The sequence below is a fragment of the Ruegeria meonggei genome, assembly GCF_900172215.1.
In the GTDB taxonomy this organism is placed as follows: domain Bacteria; phylum Pseudomonadota; class Alphaproteobacteria; order Rhodobacterales; family Rhodobacteraceae; genus Ruegeria; species Ruegeria meonggei.
The window spans coordinates 1-18,040 of the sequence record NZ_FWFP01000019.1; the positions used below are offsets into that span (position 1 = coordinate 1).

Below are 18,040 nucleotides of genomic sequence, written 5' to 3' on the forward strand. Positions count from 1 at the left end.
ACAGAGCAGAAAGAGAAGCGCAATCCGACGATTGCGCTGGCGCCGACGCCTACATGGTCAGTGAGGATCCGAACAGTGGCGAAGTCGGGTCGCCAAGTTTCCTCATTCGGCTTGGCAATGTCCCGGAATTTGACGAGTTTTAGATATTTTGGACGTGGGTTTTGCAAAGAAACTGGGCCATGAATACCAGAAAAAACGGACATTGGTGCAAGCGCAGCGAAAGCTAATTTTGTCCGCGATGTGTGGGTTAGAAGGTACCTAAATCATGCACCTGCAGCGAAAGTCCGGTCTGGTGTATGCTGCAGCGCGGCCCTTGACTACCTCGCCAAGGTCCGGAATGAGCCGCACGTACCTCAAACTAACGACTGAAAAATGCGCTACGCGTTGGTTCTAGGTTTTTTGACTGTGCTGCCAGGAATGAGCCTGAACCCTACGTCTTTAGCGGATTTCACTGGCTCTCCATTTATCTGCGCCAAAACCATTTCTGCTGCGATTTGACCGATTTTCAGATGTGGCACTGCAATGGAAGTCAAGCGATATGGCTGAATGGCTGAAATAGGCAGGTCTCCCCATCCTGCGATACCGATATCTTCTGGTACGCGCAGGCCGATCTTTTGCGCGTATTGCAGGCCGCCAATGGCCATGTTGTCGTTTTGATAGAAAATGGTTTCAATATCTCGGTGGGCAGCCAAAAGCTGCTCGGTTCCATAAAATCCGGTGTAGAAACCGGGTGTATCTCTTAGCAAGAGCTGCTTTTCGAGTCGGCCATTTGCGTCTTCGATGGCCTTGGAAAAGCCGTTTAGCCGAGCCGTTGCCGCATTGGCAACGTCATGCGACGTGCCAACATACCCAAACTTCCGGTATTCCATTCCTGCAAGATAGCGGCCCATGCTATAACCGCTGTCAAAGTGGTTCAGGCCAACGCACATATCGAGCGGGCTGGAATTGAAGTCCCAGATCTCAACCAAAGGGATGCCTGCGCTACGCAGCATTTGAATGGCTTTCGGGCTGTGTGAACGACCCGTGACAATCAATCCGGCCGGCTGCCAGGACAAAACCGTTTCAATCCATTTTTCTTCGTGGTCGATTTCGTGCTCGGTCAGACCCAATACCGTCTGGTGGCCAAAGGCACCTAACTTGCGATCAATGCCTTCAAGCACCTGAGCAAAGATTTCATTGCCCAATTCCGGGATACTGACGCCGACAAATGTAGACTTTTTGTCGCCCGCAAACACAGTCGCCAAACGATTCGGCAGATACCCTAGGCGATCCACCTCGGCCATGACCTTGGCACGTGTCTTTTCCGAAAAACCGCCTCCATCCCGTAAGACTCGGCTGGCGGTCATCTTGGAAACGCCCGCAGCCTTGGCTACTTCGGCCAAGCTTATTTTGTTGTTTTTATTAGGTTTATCCGGATCGCTGCTCATTTACGTTACGGGTAACTCTTTTTTATTGACATCCGTGTGGCCTGCGAGAATGCTAGCGTAACGTTACGGGTAACTCAATACGTTGTTGAGGAGCAGCAGGGTTACCGCGATCTGGGAGGAGGCTACAGTGCCCGGCACTGCACAAAACAATCTGTTCTTTGACGGGATAAAAAAGCATTTCGGAGGCACCTATGCCCTGCGCGATGTCTCCCTGAATATTGAACGCGGTGAAATCGTTGCTTTGTTGGGTGAAAACGGCGCCGGTAAATCCACCCTCATCAAGATACTCGGTGGCATCCATAAAGCGGACGATGGTCGGGTCCTGATCGACGGCCACCCGTACGAACACCGCCCAGGTGGTTTTGGAGAGCGCCAGTCAGTTGCCTTTATCCACCAAGATCTGGGTATGATTGAATGGATGACTGTGGCCGAAAACATTGCTTTAGCCTTGGGGTATTCGCGCAAGAAAGGGCTGATCAACTGGACGACAGTAGATGAGTTCGCGCAACAGGCGTTGGACAAGGTCGGATGCGAGTTCGACCCGACGACCCGCGTTCAGGATCTTTCGCGTACCGAAAAATCGCTTGTCGCCATTGCGCGGGCGTTGGCTGTGGATTGCGATTATCTGGTTTTGGATGAACCCACCGCGTCGTTGCCTGCCGATGAGGTTGAACGTTTGTTCGAAGCCCTGCGCCCACTGAAGGAACAGGGCGTGGGCATGATTTATGTCTCGCACCGGTTGGATGAGATCTTTCAGATTGCGGACCGCGTAGCTGTTTTGCGTGATGGGGAACTGGTCGGTCTGCGCAGCATTGATCACACAACACCGGAAGAGCTTGTGTACATGATCGTCGGGCGGAAAACCCGGCAGGTGATTAAACCGGACACCCCGCTGGGAGAGATCGTTCTACAAGTTACTGATTTGAACATGGACGCGGCGCATAACGTCAGTTTCCAGCTGCAATCCAACGAGATTGTAGGTCTGGTGGGTTTGCGCGGCGCCGGGCACGAAAATGTCTCGCGCGCATTGTTCGGCGCTGAAGTGTTTGACGGGCAAATCGTCCTGCGCGGCGAGATACCGGATTTGACGTCACCGCAAGCGGCGATGGCGTCCGGTATCGGGCTGGTTGCCAGGGATAGAACTGAGGAGTCGGTGGCAATGTCGCTGACGATCCGGGAAAACACGTTCCTGAATCCTGCGGCCATCGGGCGGACATTGTTGTCTTTCATGAGCCACCGTTCAGAAGCTGAAAGCGCCGCCCGCATCGGCGCGGATGTAGCGTTGTCGCCGAATGATCAAAGTATGACGATTGAAAGTCTTTCCGGAGGAAATCAGCAGAAGGTCGTGATCGGGCGCTGGTTGGAGACAAAGCGCAAATTGTTGATCTGCGAGGATCCAACCGCGGGCGTTGATGTTGGTGCCAAGGCGGAAATCTATGCTTTGCTGAACCGGGCGATGGAAGACGGTGTGGGCATCATCGTAGTTTCAACCGACTTCGAAGAAGTCGCCGCCATTTGTCACCGCGCCATTGTCTTTAGTCAGGGCCAAATCGTGCAGGAACTGACAGGTACCGAATTGACGACTGAGAACCTCATACAGGCAGCCTCGGCATCGAACGCAGTTGCGAGTTAGGGAATACAAAAATGCAATCGCTTGAATCCAACGCACTGGAACCCACAAAAGCCGAGCTGAAAGATGCGTCGCTCAAAACCCGGGTTCTGCGCTTTCTGCCGGTTTATGGGCTTGTACTGTTGACCGTATTTCTGATCGTCCTGTTTTCGATACTGTTGCCGAATACTTTTCCGACGCTTTTAAACATGCGGGCGATCATTTCGGACAAGGCAATAATTGCACTGCTGTCGCTTGGGGCGATGATCCCGATGGCGGCGGGCCGGATCGACCTGACAGTTGGGTACGGGATCGTGCTGTGGCATATTCTGGCGATCTCATTGCAAACCATGTTTGGTATCCCCTGGCCGATTGCCGTCGCGATTGTGTTGTCCCTGGGTCTGTTGACCGGCTTCCTGAATGGGTTGTTGGTTGAAGTCGCTAAAATCGACAGCTTCATTGCCACATTGGGTACGGGCACCGTGCTCTACGCGCTTGCGCTATGGCACACAGGTGGTCGCCAGATGGTCGGGGCCTTGCCGGACAGTTTTTATGCGATCAACGGCACCTTTGTGTTCGGCCTACCGATCACCGGGTTCTATGTGCTGGGGATCACTGTCGCGATGTGGCTGATCCTGGAATACACGCCAATTGGTCGGTACCTCTATGCGATTGGGGCCAATCAGCGTGCCGCCCAGTTGAACGGAATTCCGACAAGGAAATTCGTGATTGGCGCCTTTATGTCTTCGGGCCTGATCACTGCCTTTGCCGGGGTGCTTCTGGCGTCGAAATTGCGGATCGGGCAAGCCTCGGTCGGTCTTGAATTCCTGCTACCTGCTTTGGTCGGGGCCTTCTTGGGGTCCACCACCATCAAGCCGGGACGCGTGAATGTTTGGGGGACAGTCGTGGGTGTCGCGATCCTGGCTGTTGGAATCTCGGGCATTCAGCAATTCGGTGGATCCTTCTGGGTCGAGCCGATGTTCAACGGTGTCACGTTGCTGATCGCAATCGGTATTGCCGGTTATGCTCAGCGTCGCAAAGGCGCCAACAAGTAAAAGCATAAGGGAGGAGATTATGCTGAAACGGACTTTTATGGCGGTATCCGCCGCGGCCTTGCTAACGGGCCTGGGTGTGCCGGTCATGGCTGAGACGGCCTTTGACGGACCAGCAAGCGGACCCACAGCCGCCGAAGGCAAGTCGATTGTCGTCGTTGCAGGTGATCTAAAAAACGGCGGTATTCTTGGCGTCACCAATGGTGTCGAAGAGGCCGTCGAAACTATCGGCTGGGAGGTTCGCGTGCTGGACGGCGCAGGTTCAATTCAGGGCCGTACAGGCGCAATAGGTCAGGCAATGGCCCTGCAGCCGGATGGGATCATCATCAACGGTTTTGACGCCATCGAACAGCAAGCAGCGCTGGAAGGTGTTGTGAACGCGGGAATTCCGATGGTCGCGTGGCATTCGGGCCCCAAGATCGGCTGTGACGCACCCGGTGGGATCTTTGCCAATGTCTCTACTGATGCGATGACCGTGTCCGAGGTGGCTGCGGAATGGGCGATGGAAGATGGCGGTGACAACGTCGGTGCAATTATCTTCACGGATTCGACCTATCAGATCGCCATCGACAAGGCCGACCGCATCAAGGAAACGATCGAGGCTGCAGGCGGCACTGTTTTGGAATACGTGGATACTCCGATTGCCGATACTTCGGCGCGGATGGGTCCCCTGACCACAAGCCTGTTGCAGAAATATGGCGATCAGTGGACGCACGCTTTGGCGATCAATGATCTCTATTTCGACTTCATGGGTCCCGCGCTGGCGGCTGCTGGCATCTCGTCCGATGATGGCCCCCAGGCCGGATCTGCCGGGGATGGCTCCGAGGCCGCGTTCCAACGTATCCGCGGCGGCAGTTATCAGACCATCACCGTGGCCGAACCGTTAAACTTGCAAGGCTGGCAGCTGGTGGATGAGCTGAACCGCGCCATTCAGGGCGAAGCCTGCTCGGGCTTTATCACGTCACCAGCACTGGTGACCGAGGACGGTTTGGCCAAGCTGGGCGACAGCAACCAGTTCGACCCCGACAGCCCGTATCGCGACGCCTACGCAAAGATCTGGGGTAAATAGAAACACCGGCGGTTCCCATCCACTGCGGTAGGAGCCGCCGTCGACAAGGATAGCACATTGCAATGCCAATTTTGCGGTCCATCGATCGCCATGGCGGAGCTTTGCGCAGAGGAGGATGCCATGAGCGACCAGCCATTGGTTCAAATGCGAGGAATTACTAAGCGCTTCGGCGGTGTAACAGCGCTGCAGGATGTTGATCTGACCGCATATCCGGGTGAGGTTCTGGCCATCGTTGGTGACAACGGCGCGGGAAAATCCACACTGATCAAAATTCTGACTGGGGTGCATCAGCCGACCGAAGGACGGATATTGATGGACGGCCAGCCGCTGGAAATGTCCAGCCACTCAGACGCGATCGCGCACGGGATCGACGCGGTATATCAAACGCTTGCTTTGGCGGACCATCTGTCACCTGCGGCTAACATGTTTTTGGGTAATGAATTGACCAAGAACTTTTTCGGTATGGCTTTTTTGGACAACAAGCGCATGAAATCCGAGGCCGCGCGCGTTTTGGAAGAACGATTGGGCGTTCGTCTTCGGTCAATGGACGTAATGACCGAAAGCCTATCTGGCGGGCAGCGGCAGGCCGTCGCGATTTCGCGCGCGGTTTACCACGAAGACCTGCGTCTGCTGGTGATGGATGAACCCACTGCGGCGTTGGGTCCGCAGGAAACGGCCCGCACTCTGAAGCTGATCAAATCCCTGCGCGAGCAGGGGTTGGCGGTGATCTTGATCTCGCACTCGCTGGACGATGTGTTCGAGGTATCGGACCGCATTCATGTACAACGCCGCGGCCGTGCCGTTGGTGTTGTCAAAACTTCGGAAAGCTCCGTTCAAGACGTTTTGGGCCTGATTGTCGGTGCCCAAGATGCGGCCGCGTGAAGGAGAACGAAATGTCCGCGACCACGACAAACCCTGAACAAAAAACCCTCATGGACCGGTTAGAGCCTTATCTGGCCTTTATCGGTCCCATGGTCATGATCCTTGCGATCCTCATCTTCATGGGCATCGTCGAACCTGCTCGGTATTTCCGCCTGAGCAACCTGAACCTTATCCTGCTGGATGCGGCGCTATACATGCCAATGGCGATGGCGATGACCTTTGTCATAACGCAGCGCGGAATTGACCTGTCGATTGGCTCAATCGCGGCATTTTCCGCCATCATGATGGCCTTTCTGATCAAGCAATACGGCTTTCCCGCATGGGTCGCAGTGCCGCTAGCCATCGTGATGGGGGCCATCATGGGCCTGATCAATGGTTTGGTCATAACCCGGTTTAAAGTGCCGGACCTGATCGGTACGCTGGCGATGGACTTGGTCTATCGCGGTCTTGCCCTGGTGATTGCCAAAGGCCTGGTATTGGCGCGCTTTCCCGACCTGATTACAGATATTGGGCGCGGACAGATTCAGGGCTTTATCCCGATCCCTGTTGTCTTGGGATTGCTCAGCATGGCCATTGGTTATGTTGTACTGACCCGCACCTATTTCGGGCGTTACACCATTGCAATCGGATCCAACCCCGAAGCCAGTGAGATGACCGGCGTCGCAGTCGATCGTCATAAAATCTATGCCTATGTGCTGATGGGTGCTGCAGCGGCAATGGCAGGTGTCATGCTGACCGGCAAGCTGAACGCTATTCAGGCGACTTCGGCCCCGTATTTCAATCTGCACGTCATTGCGGCGGTTGTTGTTGGTGGAACATCCCTGTTTGGGGGACGGGCGTCGATGCTGGGTTCGCTGGCAGGCGTGTTGCTTCTGTCGATGATGATCAACGCTTTGGTGACCTTGCGGATCGAGTTTTTCTGGCAATCCGTCGCCTCGGGCGCGGTTATTGTCAGCTCCGTGGCGCTGTACACCTGGATGCAAAAGAAAGACCGGGACGGTGCGCATGGCCTGATGGCCGCGCTGCGCAGCAAGGAGGCGCAGAAGCTGCTGCGGTTCTCGGCTGCGCTGATAGGCGCACTGATCCTGTTGCTGGCCCTTGGGGCGGGTCTGGCAACCGAGCCTACGCCAAGCGGCTAAGGCAGATAAAAAGTGGTGCGCCGGGAGGTAGGAGTCCCGACGCACCTGCAAGACCCCACAATGTTCGCGAAAGGGAGGACTTACCGTGAAACAATTGAACAAAGCCTTACTGACGACAAGCGCATTTTACCTGTGTGCTGCTGCTGCCTTGGCGGAAGGCAACCTGCCATTGAAAGAGCTGCCGGGTATCGCAGACCGCGACTACTGGGTACCGGGTGAAGTGAATGCCGACGGCAAGCTGGAAGCGTTGCAAGCCATGACCGGTGCCGAGGCGATAAAATACTCGGGTGCGCAGGACGGGCCGGTGCAAATTGCGCTGATCTATCCGTCGGCGGATACGTCGGACTTCTGGGCACGTAACTATCTGGCGATGACCAAACGCCTGGACGAGTTGGGGATTGTATACGAGACAACTGAATTTGCCAGCCGGCAGATCGAACACAGCCTGCAGTCGACCTATGCCAATCAGGTGGTTCAGGACGCGGATCTATATGATTTCGTCATATTTGGCCCATCGGAATTGGCCATTCAGGCAGACAACATCGACAAGATGTCGGGCAGCGATGGGTTTTCTACTTTCGTCTGGGCCTTTCACACGCCGCCAAAGGCTCTGGAAAACCAGCCGGATGCATGGTTCGACTTCAGCTCGGCCGCGGGTGCACTGACCATGTGCGACTACATGCTGGAACGCTTGGGCAATGATGTGACCATGGCGATGAATCGCGGCATTCCGGGCATCACTGATGATCAGCGCTCGGGCGATTTCAAAGCCTGTGTAGAAGAGAAAGGCAACTGGAACACCGTTTATGAACATTACGGTGAATACCAGCGCGAAGGTGGGTTTGAGGGCACCAGCCTGATCCTGCAGGCGTATCCAGAGGCCACGATCATCCACAACGCCAACACAGCTATGGCGATGGGTTCGGTCGAAGCGCAGGTTTCGGTCGGCAAAGAGAAAGACGTCTTCTCGACCGGCTGGGGCGGTACAGGCCTTGAGCTGGATGCCATCCGCCGCGGCGAGCTGGACGCCACGCCAATGCGCATGGGCGACGATGTAGGTGCCGCCACTGCCGAGGCGATCAAGGCGCATATGGAAGACCGTCAGGACGAGCTGCCGTTTGTCTTCCTTGGCCGGATCACTGTGGCGCATGACCAGATGAGCACCGAAGAGCTTGACGCACTGGAACAGGAAGCCTTCCGCTTCTCAGGCGTTGGTGCGTTGGAACGTTAAGGAAACCGTTTGTGGCCGGTTGCGAATAGCTGGCCACAAGCACCCCTAAAAGACCAAAGAAGGAGGGAAATCGAATGGCGCAATCCATGATGTTGATCGAAAAATGCAGCCATTGCGTAAGCTGGTATGACATTGACACGGGTGCCTTGCAGGGGCGTTTGGATTTACCACATTTCCCACATGAATTCGTGATCGATGGTGATTTTCACTATGCCTATGTCGGTCACTACGGTGTGCAGAACTCGGGCATTGACGGCACCGATGGCCGGTCGGTCATCGTGGTCGATATCCGCAAGCAAGAGATTGTGCACACCTATGATCTGGGCGAACACGCCCGCCCACATGGGATCGGGCTAGACGGGCAGGGACGGCTGTACGTTCTATCTGAATGGACCGGGCATCTGCTGGTCAAAGAAAACCCGCGCGCCTTCGATCAGGGCTGGGATCACATCACCCCGACTGGCGGCACCAAGTGCCATCTATTCGCGCTGACCAAGGACGGACGCACCGCCTATTCGATGAACCTGAGTTCGGGCGATGCAACGGTGTTCAACCCGTATGACGCATCTGTTGTGCCGATCTCTATCAAGACCGGGCAAAAACCCGAAGGGCGGTGCCTGCGCGAAGATATTCATACGCTTTACACCTCGCAACGGATCTCCAACACGGTTGCGGTGATCAACACCGACACGCTTGAGATCGAGCGGACCTTTCCAACCCCGGATGACCCTTGCCGCATCTACTATGACGAAAAGCGTAATCGTCTGGTGACGATGAACCATCTCGGCGGGTCGTTTTCTGTTTTTGACGAAACGACAGGTGAGATGCTGCACGACCAGAAAACGCCAGCGAACCCCTTGGCGCTGTGCATCGATGACGAAGCAGCATTCGCCTACATCGCGATCGATTGCGAGCAAGTACAGCGGTTCAACCTTGATACATTCGAGGTGGTTCAAACCTTTGATACCGGCAAGGAGCCGGATGTGATGGTCATACTGCCCGATGGATTCTCAAAACACTGGAAGGGTGCGGCATGACTAAACCTCGTATCGCCATTGTTCCCGGCGACCCGTCTGGGATCGGGCCGGAACTGATCGCCAAACTGCTGCAACAGGATGGCGTACAGGAAGCAGCCGATATCGTATTGGTTGGTGACGGCCACCTGTGGCAACGCGGCGGGGCACAGGCCGGTCTGGACGTGCCACTGAACACGGTGACCGACGTGTCTGGTCAGGGCGGTTTAACCCATCTTGAGCTAGATACGATTGCGCCCGAGGATGTGAAGATCGCCGAAGTGACCGTCGAAGGCGGAACCACATCCCTGCGTTGTCTAGACAAGGCAATGGATTTGGCGATGGCGGGGCAAGTGGACGGCATCCTGTTTGGCCCTTTCAACAAGGCCGCGATGACGGTTGCCGGGCTGAATGCCGAGGATGAGCACCGCTATATGGCGCGGTACATGGGGCATGACGGCTATCACTCGGAACTTAATGTTCTGGATGAGCTGATGACCACACGCGTGACCTCTCATATCGGGCTCAAAGATGTTGCCGTCAACATCACTGAAGAGGGGATATTGAAGGCGGTTAATCTGGCCAACGATACCTTGTTGAAGGCAGGTAAGGCGCGGCCCAACATCGCCGTTGCAGCGTTGAATCCTCATGCCGGTGACAATGGCAAGTTCGGTCGGGAAGAAATCGACATCCTGGAACCAGCCATCCGCAAGGCACAGCAAAAACAGATGAACGTGACCGGGCCTTGGCCTTCGGACACAGTGTTTTTGAAGGCACAGCGGGGCGAGGTGGACGCAGTCGTCACCATGTATCACGATCAAGGCCAAATCGCGATTAAGCTGATGGGGTTTGAGCGCGGTGTGACCGTAGCCGGTGGGTTGCCCATCCCAGTGGCGACCCCGGCCCATGGTACCGCTTTTGACATTGCCGGACAGAACAAGGCTAACCCAAGCGCCACACGGCAGGCGTTTGATCTGCTGGTGCGGATGGCCAGAACACATCGCGCCAATCGTGGCGTGGTCTGAGGAGATTGAGATGACCAAGATTAAATCCGTGCGCACCCGCGTCTGGAACTGGACTGGGCCCACCGTGCCACCCACGGGCAACTTCTGCACCAACGCGTCAGACGCGCTATATGACAAGGGCGACGCCATGTCGTCCTTTCGGTTCCACCAGTGGCTGACCTGCGAGATCGAAACCGACGACGGCACAATCGGTATAGGTAACGCGGCTTTAGCACCATCTGTGGTGAAAGCAGCAATTGACGAATGGTTCGCCCCTCTGGTGATCGGTGAAGATCCCTTTGATTACGCGTACCTGTGGGAAAAGATGTACCGCCGCAGCCATGCCTGGGGGCGCAAGGGCATCGGGATGATCGCAATTTCAGCCGTAGATCTGGCGATCTGGGACCTGATGGGCAAGCTGGCAGGTAAGCCCGTTTTCAAACTGCTGGGCGGGCGCACCAAAGAGAAAATCCCTGTCTATTATTCCAAGCTCTATTCCGGCCCCATCGACGTGATGCAGGCTGAAGCCGCTGAAGCGCAAAAGAACGGCTACAGCGCCTATAAGATGCGATTTGGCTGGGGGCCCAAGGACGGCATGGTTGGCATGCGCGAGAACCTCAACCGGGTCGAGGCAGTGCGTGAGGTCATCGGCTATGACGTCGATCTGATGGTCGAATGCTATATGGGTTGGAATCTGGACTATGCAAAACGGATGCTGCCCAAGCTGGTTAAATATGAACCGCGCTGGCTGGAAGAACCGGTTATCGCCGACGATGTGGAAGGTTACCGCGAGCTGAATGCGATGAACATCATACCGATCTCGGGGGGTGAGCATGAGTTTTCGATCATCGGGTGCAAGGACCTGATCGAGAAAAAGGCTGTCTCCGTCCTGCAATACGACACCAACCGGGTCGGTGGTATCACGGCTGCGCAAAAGATCAACGCCATCGCCGAGGCCCATCAGGTACCGGTGATCCCGCACGCGGGTCAGATGCACAACTACCATCTGACCATGGCCAACGCGAATTGCATGATTAGCGAGTATTTCCCGGTCTTCGATGTCGAGGTCGGCAATGAGCTGTTTTATTACATCTTCGAAGGTGACCCTGATGCAGTCGACGGTTTTATCGATCTGGATGACGACAAGCCGGGTCTGGGAATCGAAATCTCCGATAAGCACCTGAAGCATTTCGAGGTAACGGAGTAACTCATGACATATACCGGTATCTGGCCCGTTGCACCGACACCGTTTCTTGAAGATGGCTCGCTTGATCTCGACGGGATGAAACGTGTTTTGGATTGCCTGATCGATCAGGGCGCGGATGGTGTTTGCGTTCTGGCGAATTTCTCTGAACAGTTCCTGATCTCGGACGAAGAGCGCGCAATCCTGACCCGGCTGAGTCTTGAACATGTCGCCGGGCGTGTGCCGATGATCGTGACAATCAGCCATTTCGCCACTCAAATCGCAGTTGAGCGTGCTCAGTTCGCCAAAGATCTTGGTGCCGACATCGTGATGATGATGCCGCCTTATCACGGGGCGCTTTTGAAAGGGAACGCGCTGCAGACCTTTGATCAATTTGCCGCCGTGGGCGAAGTAGGCATCCCGATCATGGTGCAGGACGCGCCATTGTCGGGTGTCGATCTGCCCGTGCCGTTGCTGGTGCAAATGGCGCAACAAATCGACATGGTGAAACTGTTCAAGATCGAATGTCCCCGTGCAGCCAACAAACTGCGGGCGCTGATCGCGGCAGGTGGTGACGCAATTGAAGGGCCGTTTGACGGCGAAGAGGGCATCACCCTGTTGGCTGATCTGGACGCGGGTGCGAGCGGCTCGATGACATCGGGCATGATCGTCGATCAGATCAAGCCGGTGATTACCCATCACCACGCTGGCCGCATCGGTGAGGCGACAGCAGCCTATGGGCGTGTGGCGATGGTGATCAATCATGAAAACCGTCAATGCGGTTGGCAGTCCTGCAAGGCGGCGATGGTCGAGGGTGGGGTGATCAAATCTGAATTCTGCCGTCATCCGATTGACCCGCTGCAGCCGGCCATTCGCGACCGTTTGATAGACCTTTTGAAACCGTTGGACCCGCTGGTCCTGAAATGGGGAAAATAAGATGATCCTTGGAAAAAACCTGATCGACGGCAACTGGGTTGGGTCCGACAACCTGCGTACTTCGGACGATCTGGCTGGGCAGGGCTTTGCGCAGGCTACAGCTGCGCAAGTTGATGAGGCCTGCCGCGTGGCCCGTCGTGATTTCCGCGCATACTCGGGAAAATCACGCGCTGAACGCGCCACGTTCTTACGCAACATCGCAGATCAGATGGATGTCCTGGGCGACGAAATCACCCAAACTGGAATGGCCGAAACCGGCTTGCCTGAGGCGCGGCTGATGGGCGAACGTGGCCGCACAACCGGTCAGCTGCGCATGTTCGCAGATTTGATTGAAGAGACAGGATATCTTGATATCCGTAAAGACGGCGCGCTACCTGATCGGACGCCACTCCCCCGTCCTGATCTGCGCCTGACGCACAAAGCAATCGGCCCCGTGGCTGTCTTTGGTGCGTCGAATTTCCCGCTCGCCTTTTCGACAGCGGGGGGCGACACGGCGTCGGCCCTGGCCGCGGGGTGCCCGGTGATCGTCAAGGGCCACAGTGCCCACGCGGGTACCGCCGAGTTGGTTGCGCACGCTATCGCCAAGGCAATTGAAATTTGCGAAATGCCCTCGGGCACTTTCCAGATTGTGCAAGGTTCAGGGCGAGAAGTTGGCTCGGCCCTTGTTAAGCACCCCGAGATTACCGCCGTGGGTTTTACCGGTTCGCTGGCGGGAGGACGTGCGCTGTACAATCTGTGTCATGCGCGCCCGCAGCCAATCCCGTTTTATGGCGAACTAGGCTCGGTCAACCCGATGTTTTGCCTACCCGAAGCGATGGCTGCGCGCGCTGCGGAGATCGGCACAGGTTGGGCGGCGTCGCTGACGATGGGTGCTGGACAGTTCTGTACCAATCCAGGTGTGGCGGTTATGCTGAAAGGACCATTTGCCGACGTGCTGGAAACCGCCTGCGTCACATCGCTGAATGAAACGGCAGAGCAAAAGATGCTGACCGATGGCATCCATGATGCCTATGAGCAGGGTATCCGGGATTTCCGGGAGTTGATGATTGAGGTCACCTCCTGTGGGGCTGCGTCTGGCAAACGCGCAGCCCTGCCGGCGCTGTTCAGGGTCAGCGCGGTTGAATGGATTGCTAACCCCAAGCTGCAGCACGAGGTTTTTGGCGCGGCGGGCATCATCGTTCAATGCGATGACTTGGATCAGATGCGGGCGCTGGCAGAGTGTCTGGAAGGTCAATTGACTATCACCCTCCATATGAATGACGAAGACGCTTTAATCGGAAGGACGTTGATGCCGATCCTTGAAGAAAAGGCGGGTCGTTTGCTGGCCAATGGCTTCCCCACGGGTGTCGAAGTTTGTTCTGCCATGATGCATGGCGGGCCTTATCCGGCTAGTACTGATGTGCGGGCTACTTCGGTCGGGACATTGGGTATCGCCCGCTGGCTGCGTCCCGTCAGCTATCAAAACATGCCGGATGCACTGCTGCCTGATGAACTAAAGGTTTGAGGCGAGCTGCGGAGTCCAGACCGGGGTCATCCTGGAAATCGATTGGCGAGGGCCGGTGGCCACGGTCAAACCGGGCGGCGTGACAAGAAAAGGAACTGATTGATGTTTGGCGTTCTAGAAGGCACGGGATTTGAAGTGATCGACAAGGAGTTCGAAGCCTGTTTCATTGGCCACGCTCGGGTCGAAAGGTTGTGGACCGGTGCACGCTGGTCTGAAGGGCCGGCTTGGTTCGCAGCCGGGCGCTATCTTGTATGGTCAGATATTCCCAACAATCGCCTGTTGCGCTGGGACGATACAGACGGGTCTGTTTCTGTGTTTCGTCAGCCATCAAACAACACCAACGGCAATACGATAGACCGTCAGGGGCGCTTAGTATCCTGTGAACACCTGACCCGACGGGTTACGCGCACGAACCACGATGGATCGATCACTGTTTTGGCGGATTCCTGGCTGGGCAAACGTCTAAACTCGCCAAATGATGTCGTTGTCAAATCGGATGGATCGATCTGGTTCACTGATCCATCCTATGGAATCATGATGGACTACGAAGGCGAACGTGCCGAAAGTGAAATCGACGGTTGCCATGTGTATCGCATAGATCCAGACACGCGGGAGGTTTCAGCGGTCGCGACCGATTTTGTCAAACCCAATGGATTGGCTTTTTCTCCGGACGAGACCAAACTTTTCGTCTCGGATACCGGCGCTACACACGACCCGGATGGTCCTGCCCATTTACGTAGTTTTTCAGTTTCGACCGATGGAAAAAGCATGACAGGTGGCGACGTTTTTGCTTCATGCACCAATGGTGTGTTCGATGGCTTCAGGCCGGATCGTGAGGGTCGTATTTGGAGCTCTGCTGCAGATGGAGTTCACTGCCTCAACTCAAATGGAGAGTTGATCGGAAAGGTTCACACTCCCGAGATTGTTGGAAATGTGTGCTTCGGTGGCACTAAGTTAAACCGGCTCTTTGCTGCGGGTACCAGTTCGCTATACGCTGTCTATTTGAACGTAAACGGCCTGTAGCAGGGTTCTTTTCTAGAACTGGAATACAAGGACATAGCCAAAACTGATATCTGCATTCCGGCGAAAGCAGTGTTGCGAATTCCGACCGTGGTACCTTGTCGCCTTGAGGGCCACATAGGTGGAGCTAATGAGCTGACTATCTTGCCAGTTGGATGAACTGCTGAAACGGACGGAGTTCGGGCTCTTACCGCTATTCGATGCGATCCGCAGAGAACGACCGGTCAGAGCCGAAACCCGCCATCGCCGCACGAAACTGGTGTTGCGTTTGCATTTGGTCGAACCCAGCTCGCCAAGGGCATTCTTAACAGCGTGTTATTGGCGAGTAGCAGGAACACGCCCCTTCAAAACCGCAGACTGAATATAGTGACCCAGGCACGTTGAGAAACACATTGGAATTATACAGCTCAACATAGAGCCAAGTTCCTTTTATCACATTGTTAAAGCGCCTAGTTTAGGACGATGGGCTCTGTAGCACAACTGACCGACTGGATGATTACCGAAGGACGCCGCTCAGGTGACCCCGTAATAGTAGTTTCTCATTTCTGCTCGTCTTTAATTGAGGCGGGTGTGCCGCTCTGGCGGGTCAATATCGGCCAGCGCTTCGCGAATCCGCTACTAATTGCCTGGGGGGTAGTTTGGACACCTGATGGGACCGAAAGCTACGACGTAACACATGAGACGATGTTGACAGACGGGTATGTTGGCAGCTCATTTGAATACATTCTGGAGCACAGAAAGCCACTTCACAAAAGTCTACGGCAACTGGATCCAGAGAATGAGCATTCATCGTATCTTGAGTTCGCTGAACTGGGTGGCACAGATTACTATGCGACTCTGCTGTATTATGGTGATGGATCGCTGCACGGCTGCACATTTGTCACTCAAGAACCAGAAGGCTTTTCACCACGACATCTGGAATTGATTGAGGCAGCACTGCCTGGTCTGTCTTCCGCTTTGGAACCTGTCACGATGCGCAAATCGTCTAAGGGGCTACTACGAACATATCTTGGCGATGGGCCCTCCGATGCCGTGTGGAACGGGCGGATCAAGCGAGGAGAACGAACAACTGTTGATGCAGTAGTTATGTTTTCTGATTTACGAGGCTTCACGGCGCTTTCAGATAGTGCACCCGAAGAGGATGTATTTGACGCGTTGAGCGGTTATTTTGATCTGGTTGTTCAGTCTGTGGAAGAGAACGGTGGCGATGTTCTCAAATTTATGGGTGACGGAATTCTCTCGATCTTCACCATTACAACTCAGGTTGAACGCGCCGACCGATGCCGAAAGGCCGCGCAAGCCGCACAAAGTGTATTGACCGGTTTGACTGCCCTCAACCGTCGCCGGGTCGAGGCTCAAAAGCTGTCTTTAGACCTTGGGATCGGGATCAATGTTGGGCAAGTCAGCTATGGCAACATCGGCAGTCCTGGTAGACTTGATTTTACGGTTCTCGGGGGCGCGGTGAACGTTGCCAGTCGAATTGAGGGTTTAACCAAATCTATTGGCCGTAGAGTGCTGGCGACATCAGCGATTGCTGGAGCTTCACCTGATCTGTTTTCCCCTTGTGGGTTTCACGAAGTTCGTGGCCTTGCTCGTCCAATCGAATTGTTTTCTCTCGTCGAAGGAGAACTTTGAGTCAGTGTCGCACAAATTGTTTGGCTGCATCGCAACAAGTAGGAAACGGGTATTGGGCACCAAGTGTAAAAGGCAGATTTGTCCCGCGGGCTGTGAGTTTGAACAGCACCAAGTTTCGCTCATGCAGCGAATGACTGGAATGCGGGCTGCGCCCGCAGCATCCAAGATACGGGCTAAGTGTCCGGAATGGGCCGCAGATTACCATCAATTGATTTATGACCAGTTATTTACGCAGAGTTTGAATGTTCGGAATTTTGCGGATTATGGTCATCGAATGGTGGATTCTCTTTTGAATTGCCAAGTGTCCGGTACTCAATAGGCGATTGTCCGTAGACCCGTTGGAATGCACGATAGAAGTTGGAACGTGCCAAGAACCCTGATTGAGAAGCGATGTTGGCAACGCTTTCATCAGTCTCTGTAAGCAACCGGGCCGCATGAGCCAAACGAAACTCGTTCACGTACTGCGACATGTTGGTTCCCTGAGTTCTGTTGACAGCAGACGACACAGAGCGGGCCGGAAGGCTCAGGCGCTTGGCAAGTCGTTGGACGGTTATGTTGGGGTCCAGAAAAAGCTGTTGTTCATCCATCAATGTTTGCAGTCGCTCTACGACTTCCGCATCTTCAGTATTGGCTACAGGCGCTGCGTTTGTCACCGCGTTGGCTTTGGAGAACATCAATGGGAGCGTGATTGACGTCGCAAGAAGAAGAAAGATCAACGGAACAGTTCCGTAAGAAATCAACATTGAGGCATTGGCGCCCTTGTTGACTGCAAAGTCGATTGCGATCGCGCTATCCAAAACCAGTACAAAGACGAGAAATCCAATGCCGCGTAAAAGCCAGTTGGAAAGGGTCTGTGTGACATCGACCCGCGCTTGACTCAGTGCGTCGGGCCCCTTCCGCCAAAGTAAGAAAAGAGAGACGCAATAATACGAATAGCTGGCACTGATTACCCAATCCAGACTTCTCAAGTCACTGGCAAGGAGCAGATACAACCCGATCAAAATGAAAGGCGCACTTAGGTGCATCATGACGATCTTGGCGACGTCGTGTCTTTCGACAGCCAACGATGCAAAGCTCAGATACAGGAGCGGCCCGAGGAACAAGGGCAACGTGCGTTGCAGCGGGATCAACTCTTCGACTCCGTAGCCAAATCGCAGACCGACCAACAGGGATGAGAAGGCGCCCAACCCAAAGAAGGCCGAGAACAACATGTTGGCCAGACGAAAGCCCAGATCCAACCGCCAGGCCAGCATGGTCAGCACACCGCAAAGCAATGCTGTAGCCAGCGGCAAGGGGAAACTGATCAACCCGGGGCTGTCCATTTGTCCTCTTTCTA

At 55.1% G+C, this 18,040-nt stretch carries 15 protein-coding genes; 13 read left to right on the plus strand and 2 right to left on the minus strand.

Annotated elements, in window-relative coordinates:
* Window positions 1–377: 377 nt before the first annotated feature.
* Complete coding sequence (locus tag RUM8411_RS21795; protein ID WP_085824841.1) at window positions 378–1,427, minus strand: LacI family DNA-binding transcriptional regulator; 1,050 nt, start codon at window positions 1,425–1,427, stop codon at window positions 378–380.
* Window positions 1,428–1,554: 127 nt separating this feature from the next.
* Between RUM8411_RS21795 and RUM8411_RS21800 the strand changes: the two genes are divergently transcribed.
* From RUM8411_RS21800 to RUM8411_RS21860, 13 genes are all read left to right on the plus strand, one after another.
* Window positions 1,555–3,060: a sugar ABC transporter ATP-binding protein gene (locus tag RUM8411_RS21800; RefSeq protein ID WP_085824842.1), complete on the plus strand. Its 1,506-nt coding sequence runs from the start codon at window positions 1,555–1,557 to the stop codon at window positions 3,058–3,060.
* Window positions 3,061–3,071: 11 nt separating this feature from the next.
* Window positions 3,072–4,091: an ABC transporter permease gene (locus RUM8411_RS21805; protein ID WP_085824843.1), complete on the plus strand. Its 1,020-nt coding sequence runs from the start codon at window positions 3,072–3,074 to the stop codon at window positions 4,089–4,091.
* Between the two features lie 19 nt (window positions 4,092–4,110).
* Window positions 4,111–5,157: a substrate-binding domain-containing protein gene (locus RUM8411_RS21810; RefSeq protein ID WP_085824844.1), complete on the plus strand. Its 1,047-nt coding sequence runs from the start codon at window positions 4,111–4,113 to the stop codon at window positions 5,155–5,157.
* Window positions 5,158–5,277: 120 nt separating this feature from the next.
* Window positions 5,278–6,039, plus strand: coding sequence for an ATP-binding cassette domain-containing protein (locus tag RUM8411_RS21815; RefSeq protein WP_085824845.1), 762 nt, complete (start codon window positions 5,278–5,280; stop codon window positions 6,037–6,039).
* Window positions 6,040–6,050: 11 nt separating this feature from the next.
* Complete coding sequence (locus RUM8411_RS21820; protein ID WP_085824846.1) at window positions 6,051–7,178, plus strand: ABC transporter permease; 1,128 nt, start codon at window positions 6,051–6,053, stop codon at window positions 7,176–7,178.
* Between the two features lie 85 nt (window positions 7,179–7,263).
* Window positions 7,264–8,409, plus strand: a complete 1,146-nt coding sequence (locus RUM8411_RS21825) for a substrate-binding domain-containing protein (RefSeq protein WP_143534980.1) — start codon at window positions 7,264–7,266, stop codon at window positions 8,407–8,409.
* A 74-nt stretch (window positions 8,410–8,483) separates the two neighbouring features.
* The gene (locus RUM8411_RS21830; RefSeq protein WP_085824847.1) at window positions 8,484–9,446 is read left to right on the plus strand and encodes a YncE family protein; all 963 of its coding nucleotides are present in this window, start codon (window positions 8,484–8,486) and stop codon (window positions 9,444–9,446) included.
* Entirely contained in the window at window positions 9,443–10,447 is a 1,005-nt protein-coding gene (locus RUM8411_RS21835) for a 4-hydroxythreonine-4-phosphate dehydrogenase PdxA (protein WP_085824848.1), read from the plus strand. The genes RUM8411_RS21830 and RUM8411_RS21835 overlap by 4 nt, the downstream gene beginning before the upstream one ends.
* A gap of 10 nt (window positions 10,448–10,457) precedes the next feature.
* Window positions 10,458–11,633 (plus strand): L-rhamnonate dehydratase, encoded by a 1,176-nt coding sequence (locus RUM8411_RS21840; RefSeq protein ID WP_085824849.1) that lies wholly within the window; start codon window positions 10,458–10,460, stop codon window positions 11,631–11,633.
* A gap of 3 nt (window positions 11,634–11,636) precedes the next feature.
* On the plus strand, window positions 11,637–12,545 hold the full coding sequence (locus RUM8411_RS21845; protein WP_085824850.1) for a dihydrodipicolinate synthase family protein: 909 nt from the start codon (window positions 11,637–11,639) through the stop codon (window positions 12,543–12,545).
* A gap of 1 nt (window position 12,546) precedes the next feature.
* A complete protein-coding gene (locus RUM8411_RS21850; protein ID WP_085824851.1) occupies window positions 12,547–14,049 on the plus strand; it encodes an aldehyde dehydrogenase (NADP(+)) in 1,503 nt (500 codons plus the stop codon).
* A 102-nt stretch (window positions 14,050–14,151) separates the two neighbouring features.
* A complete protein-coding gene (locus RUM8411_RS21855) occupies window positions 14,152–15,072 on the plus strand; it encodes an SMP-30/gluconolactonase/LRE family protein (RefSeq protein ID WP_085824852.1) in 921 nt (306 codons plus the stop codon).
* A 459-nt stretch (window positions 15,073–15,531) separates the two neighbouring features.
* Window positions 15,532–16,704: an adenylate/guanylate cyclase domain-containing protein gene (locus tag RUM8411_RS21860; RefSeq protein ID WP_085824853.1), complete on the plus strand. Its 1,173-nt coding sequence runs from the start codon at window positions 15,532–15,534 to the stop codon at window positions 16,702–16,704.
* A gap of 227 nt (window positions 16,705–16,931) precedes the next feature.
* Here the strand turns inward: RUM8411_RS21860 and RUM8411_RS21865 are convergent, their stop codons facing one another.
* Window positions 16,932–18,026: a helix-turn-helix transcriptional regulator gene (locus tag RUM8411_RS21865; RefSeq protein WP_085824854.1), complete on the minus strand. Its 1,095-nt coding sequence runs from the start codon at window positions 18,024–18,026 to the stop codon at window positions 16,932–16,934.
* Window positions 18,027–18,040: the final 14 nt, after the last annotated feature.

What these genes read in the sequence shown, in the direction of transcription:
- RUM8411_RS21835 (WP_085824848.1), top strand. Translation starts at nt 9,443, where the DNA reads ATGACTAAACCTCGTATCGCCATTGTTCCCGGCGACCCGTCTGGGATC.
- RUM8411_RS21795 (WP_085824841.1), bottom strand. Translation starts at nt 1,427, where the DNA reads ATGAGCAGCGATCCGGATAAACCTAATAAAAACAACAAAATAAGCTTG.
- RUM8411_RS21810 (WP_085824844.1), top strand. Translation starts at nt 4,111, where the DNA reads ATGCTGAAACGGACTTTTATGGCGGTATCCGCCGCGGCCTTGCTAACG.
- RUM8411_RS21820 (WP_085824846.1), top strand. Translation starts at nt 6,051, where the DNA reads ATGTCCGCGACCACGACAAACCCTGAACAAAAAACCCTCATGGACCGG.
- RUM8411_RS21815 (WP_085824845.1), top strand. Translation starts at nt 5,278, where the DNA reads ATGAGCGACCAGCCATTGGTTCAAATGCGAGGAATTACTAAGCGCTTC.
- RUM8411_RS21845 (WP_085824850.1), top strand. Translation starts at nt 11,637, where the DNA reads ATGACATATACCGGTATCTGGCCCGTTGCACCGACACCGTTTCTTGAA.
- RUM8411_RS21860 (WP_085824853.1), top strand. Translation starts at nt 15,532, where the DNA reads ATGGGCTCTGTAGCACAACTGACCGACTGGATGATTACCGAAGGACGC.
- RUM8411_RS21805 (WP_085824843.1), top strand. Translation starts at nt 3,072, where the DNA reads ATGCAATCGCTTGAATCCAACGCACTGGAACCCACAAAAGCCGAGCTG.
- RUM8411_RS21865 (WP_085824854.1), bottom strand. Translation starts at nt 18,026, where the DNA reads ATGGACAGCCCCGGGTTGATCAGTTTCCCCTTGCCGCTGGCTACAGCA.
- RUM8411_RS21840 (WP_085824849.1), top strand. Translation starts at nt 10,458, where the DNA reads ATGACCAAGATTAAATCCGTGCGCACCCGCGTCTGGAACTGGACTGGG.
- RUM8411_RS21855 (WP_085824852.1), top strand. Translation starts at nt 14,152, where the DNA reads ATGTTTGGCGTTCTAGAAGGCACGGGATTTGAAGTGATCGACAAGGAG.
- RUM8411_RS21830 (WP_085824847.1), top strand. Translation starts at nt 8,484, where the DNA reads ATGGCGCAATCCATGATGTTGATCGAAAAATGCAGCCATTGCGTAAGC.
- RUM8411_RS21850 (WP_085824851.1), top strand. Translation starts at nt 12,547, where the DNA reads ATGATCCTTGGAAAAAACCTGATCGACGGCAACTGGGTTGGGTCCGAC.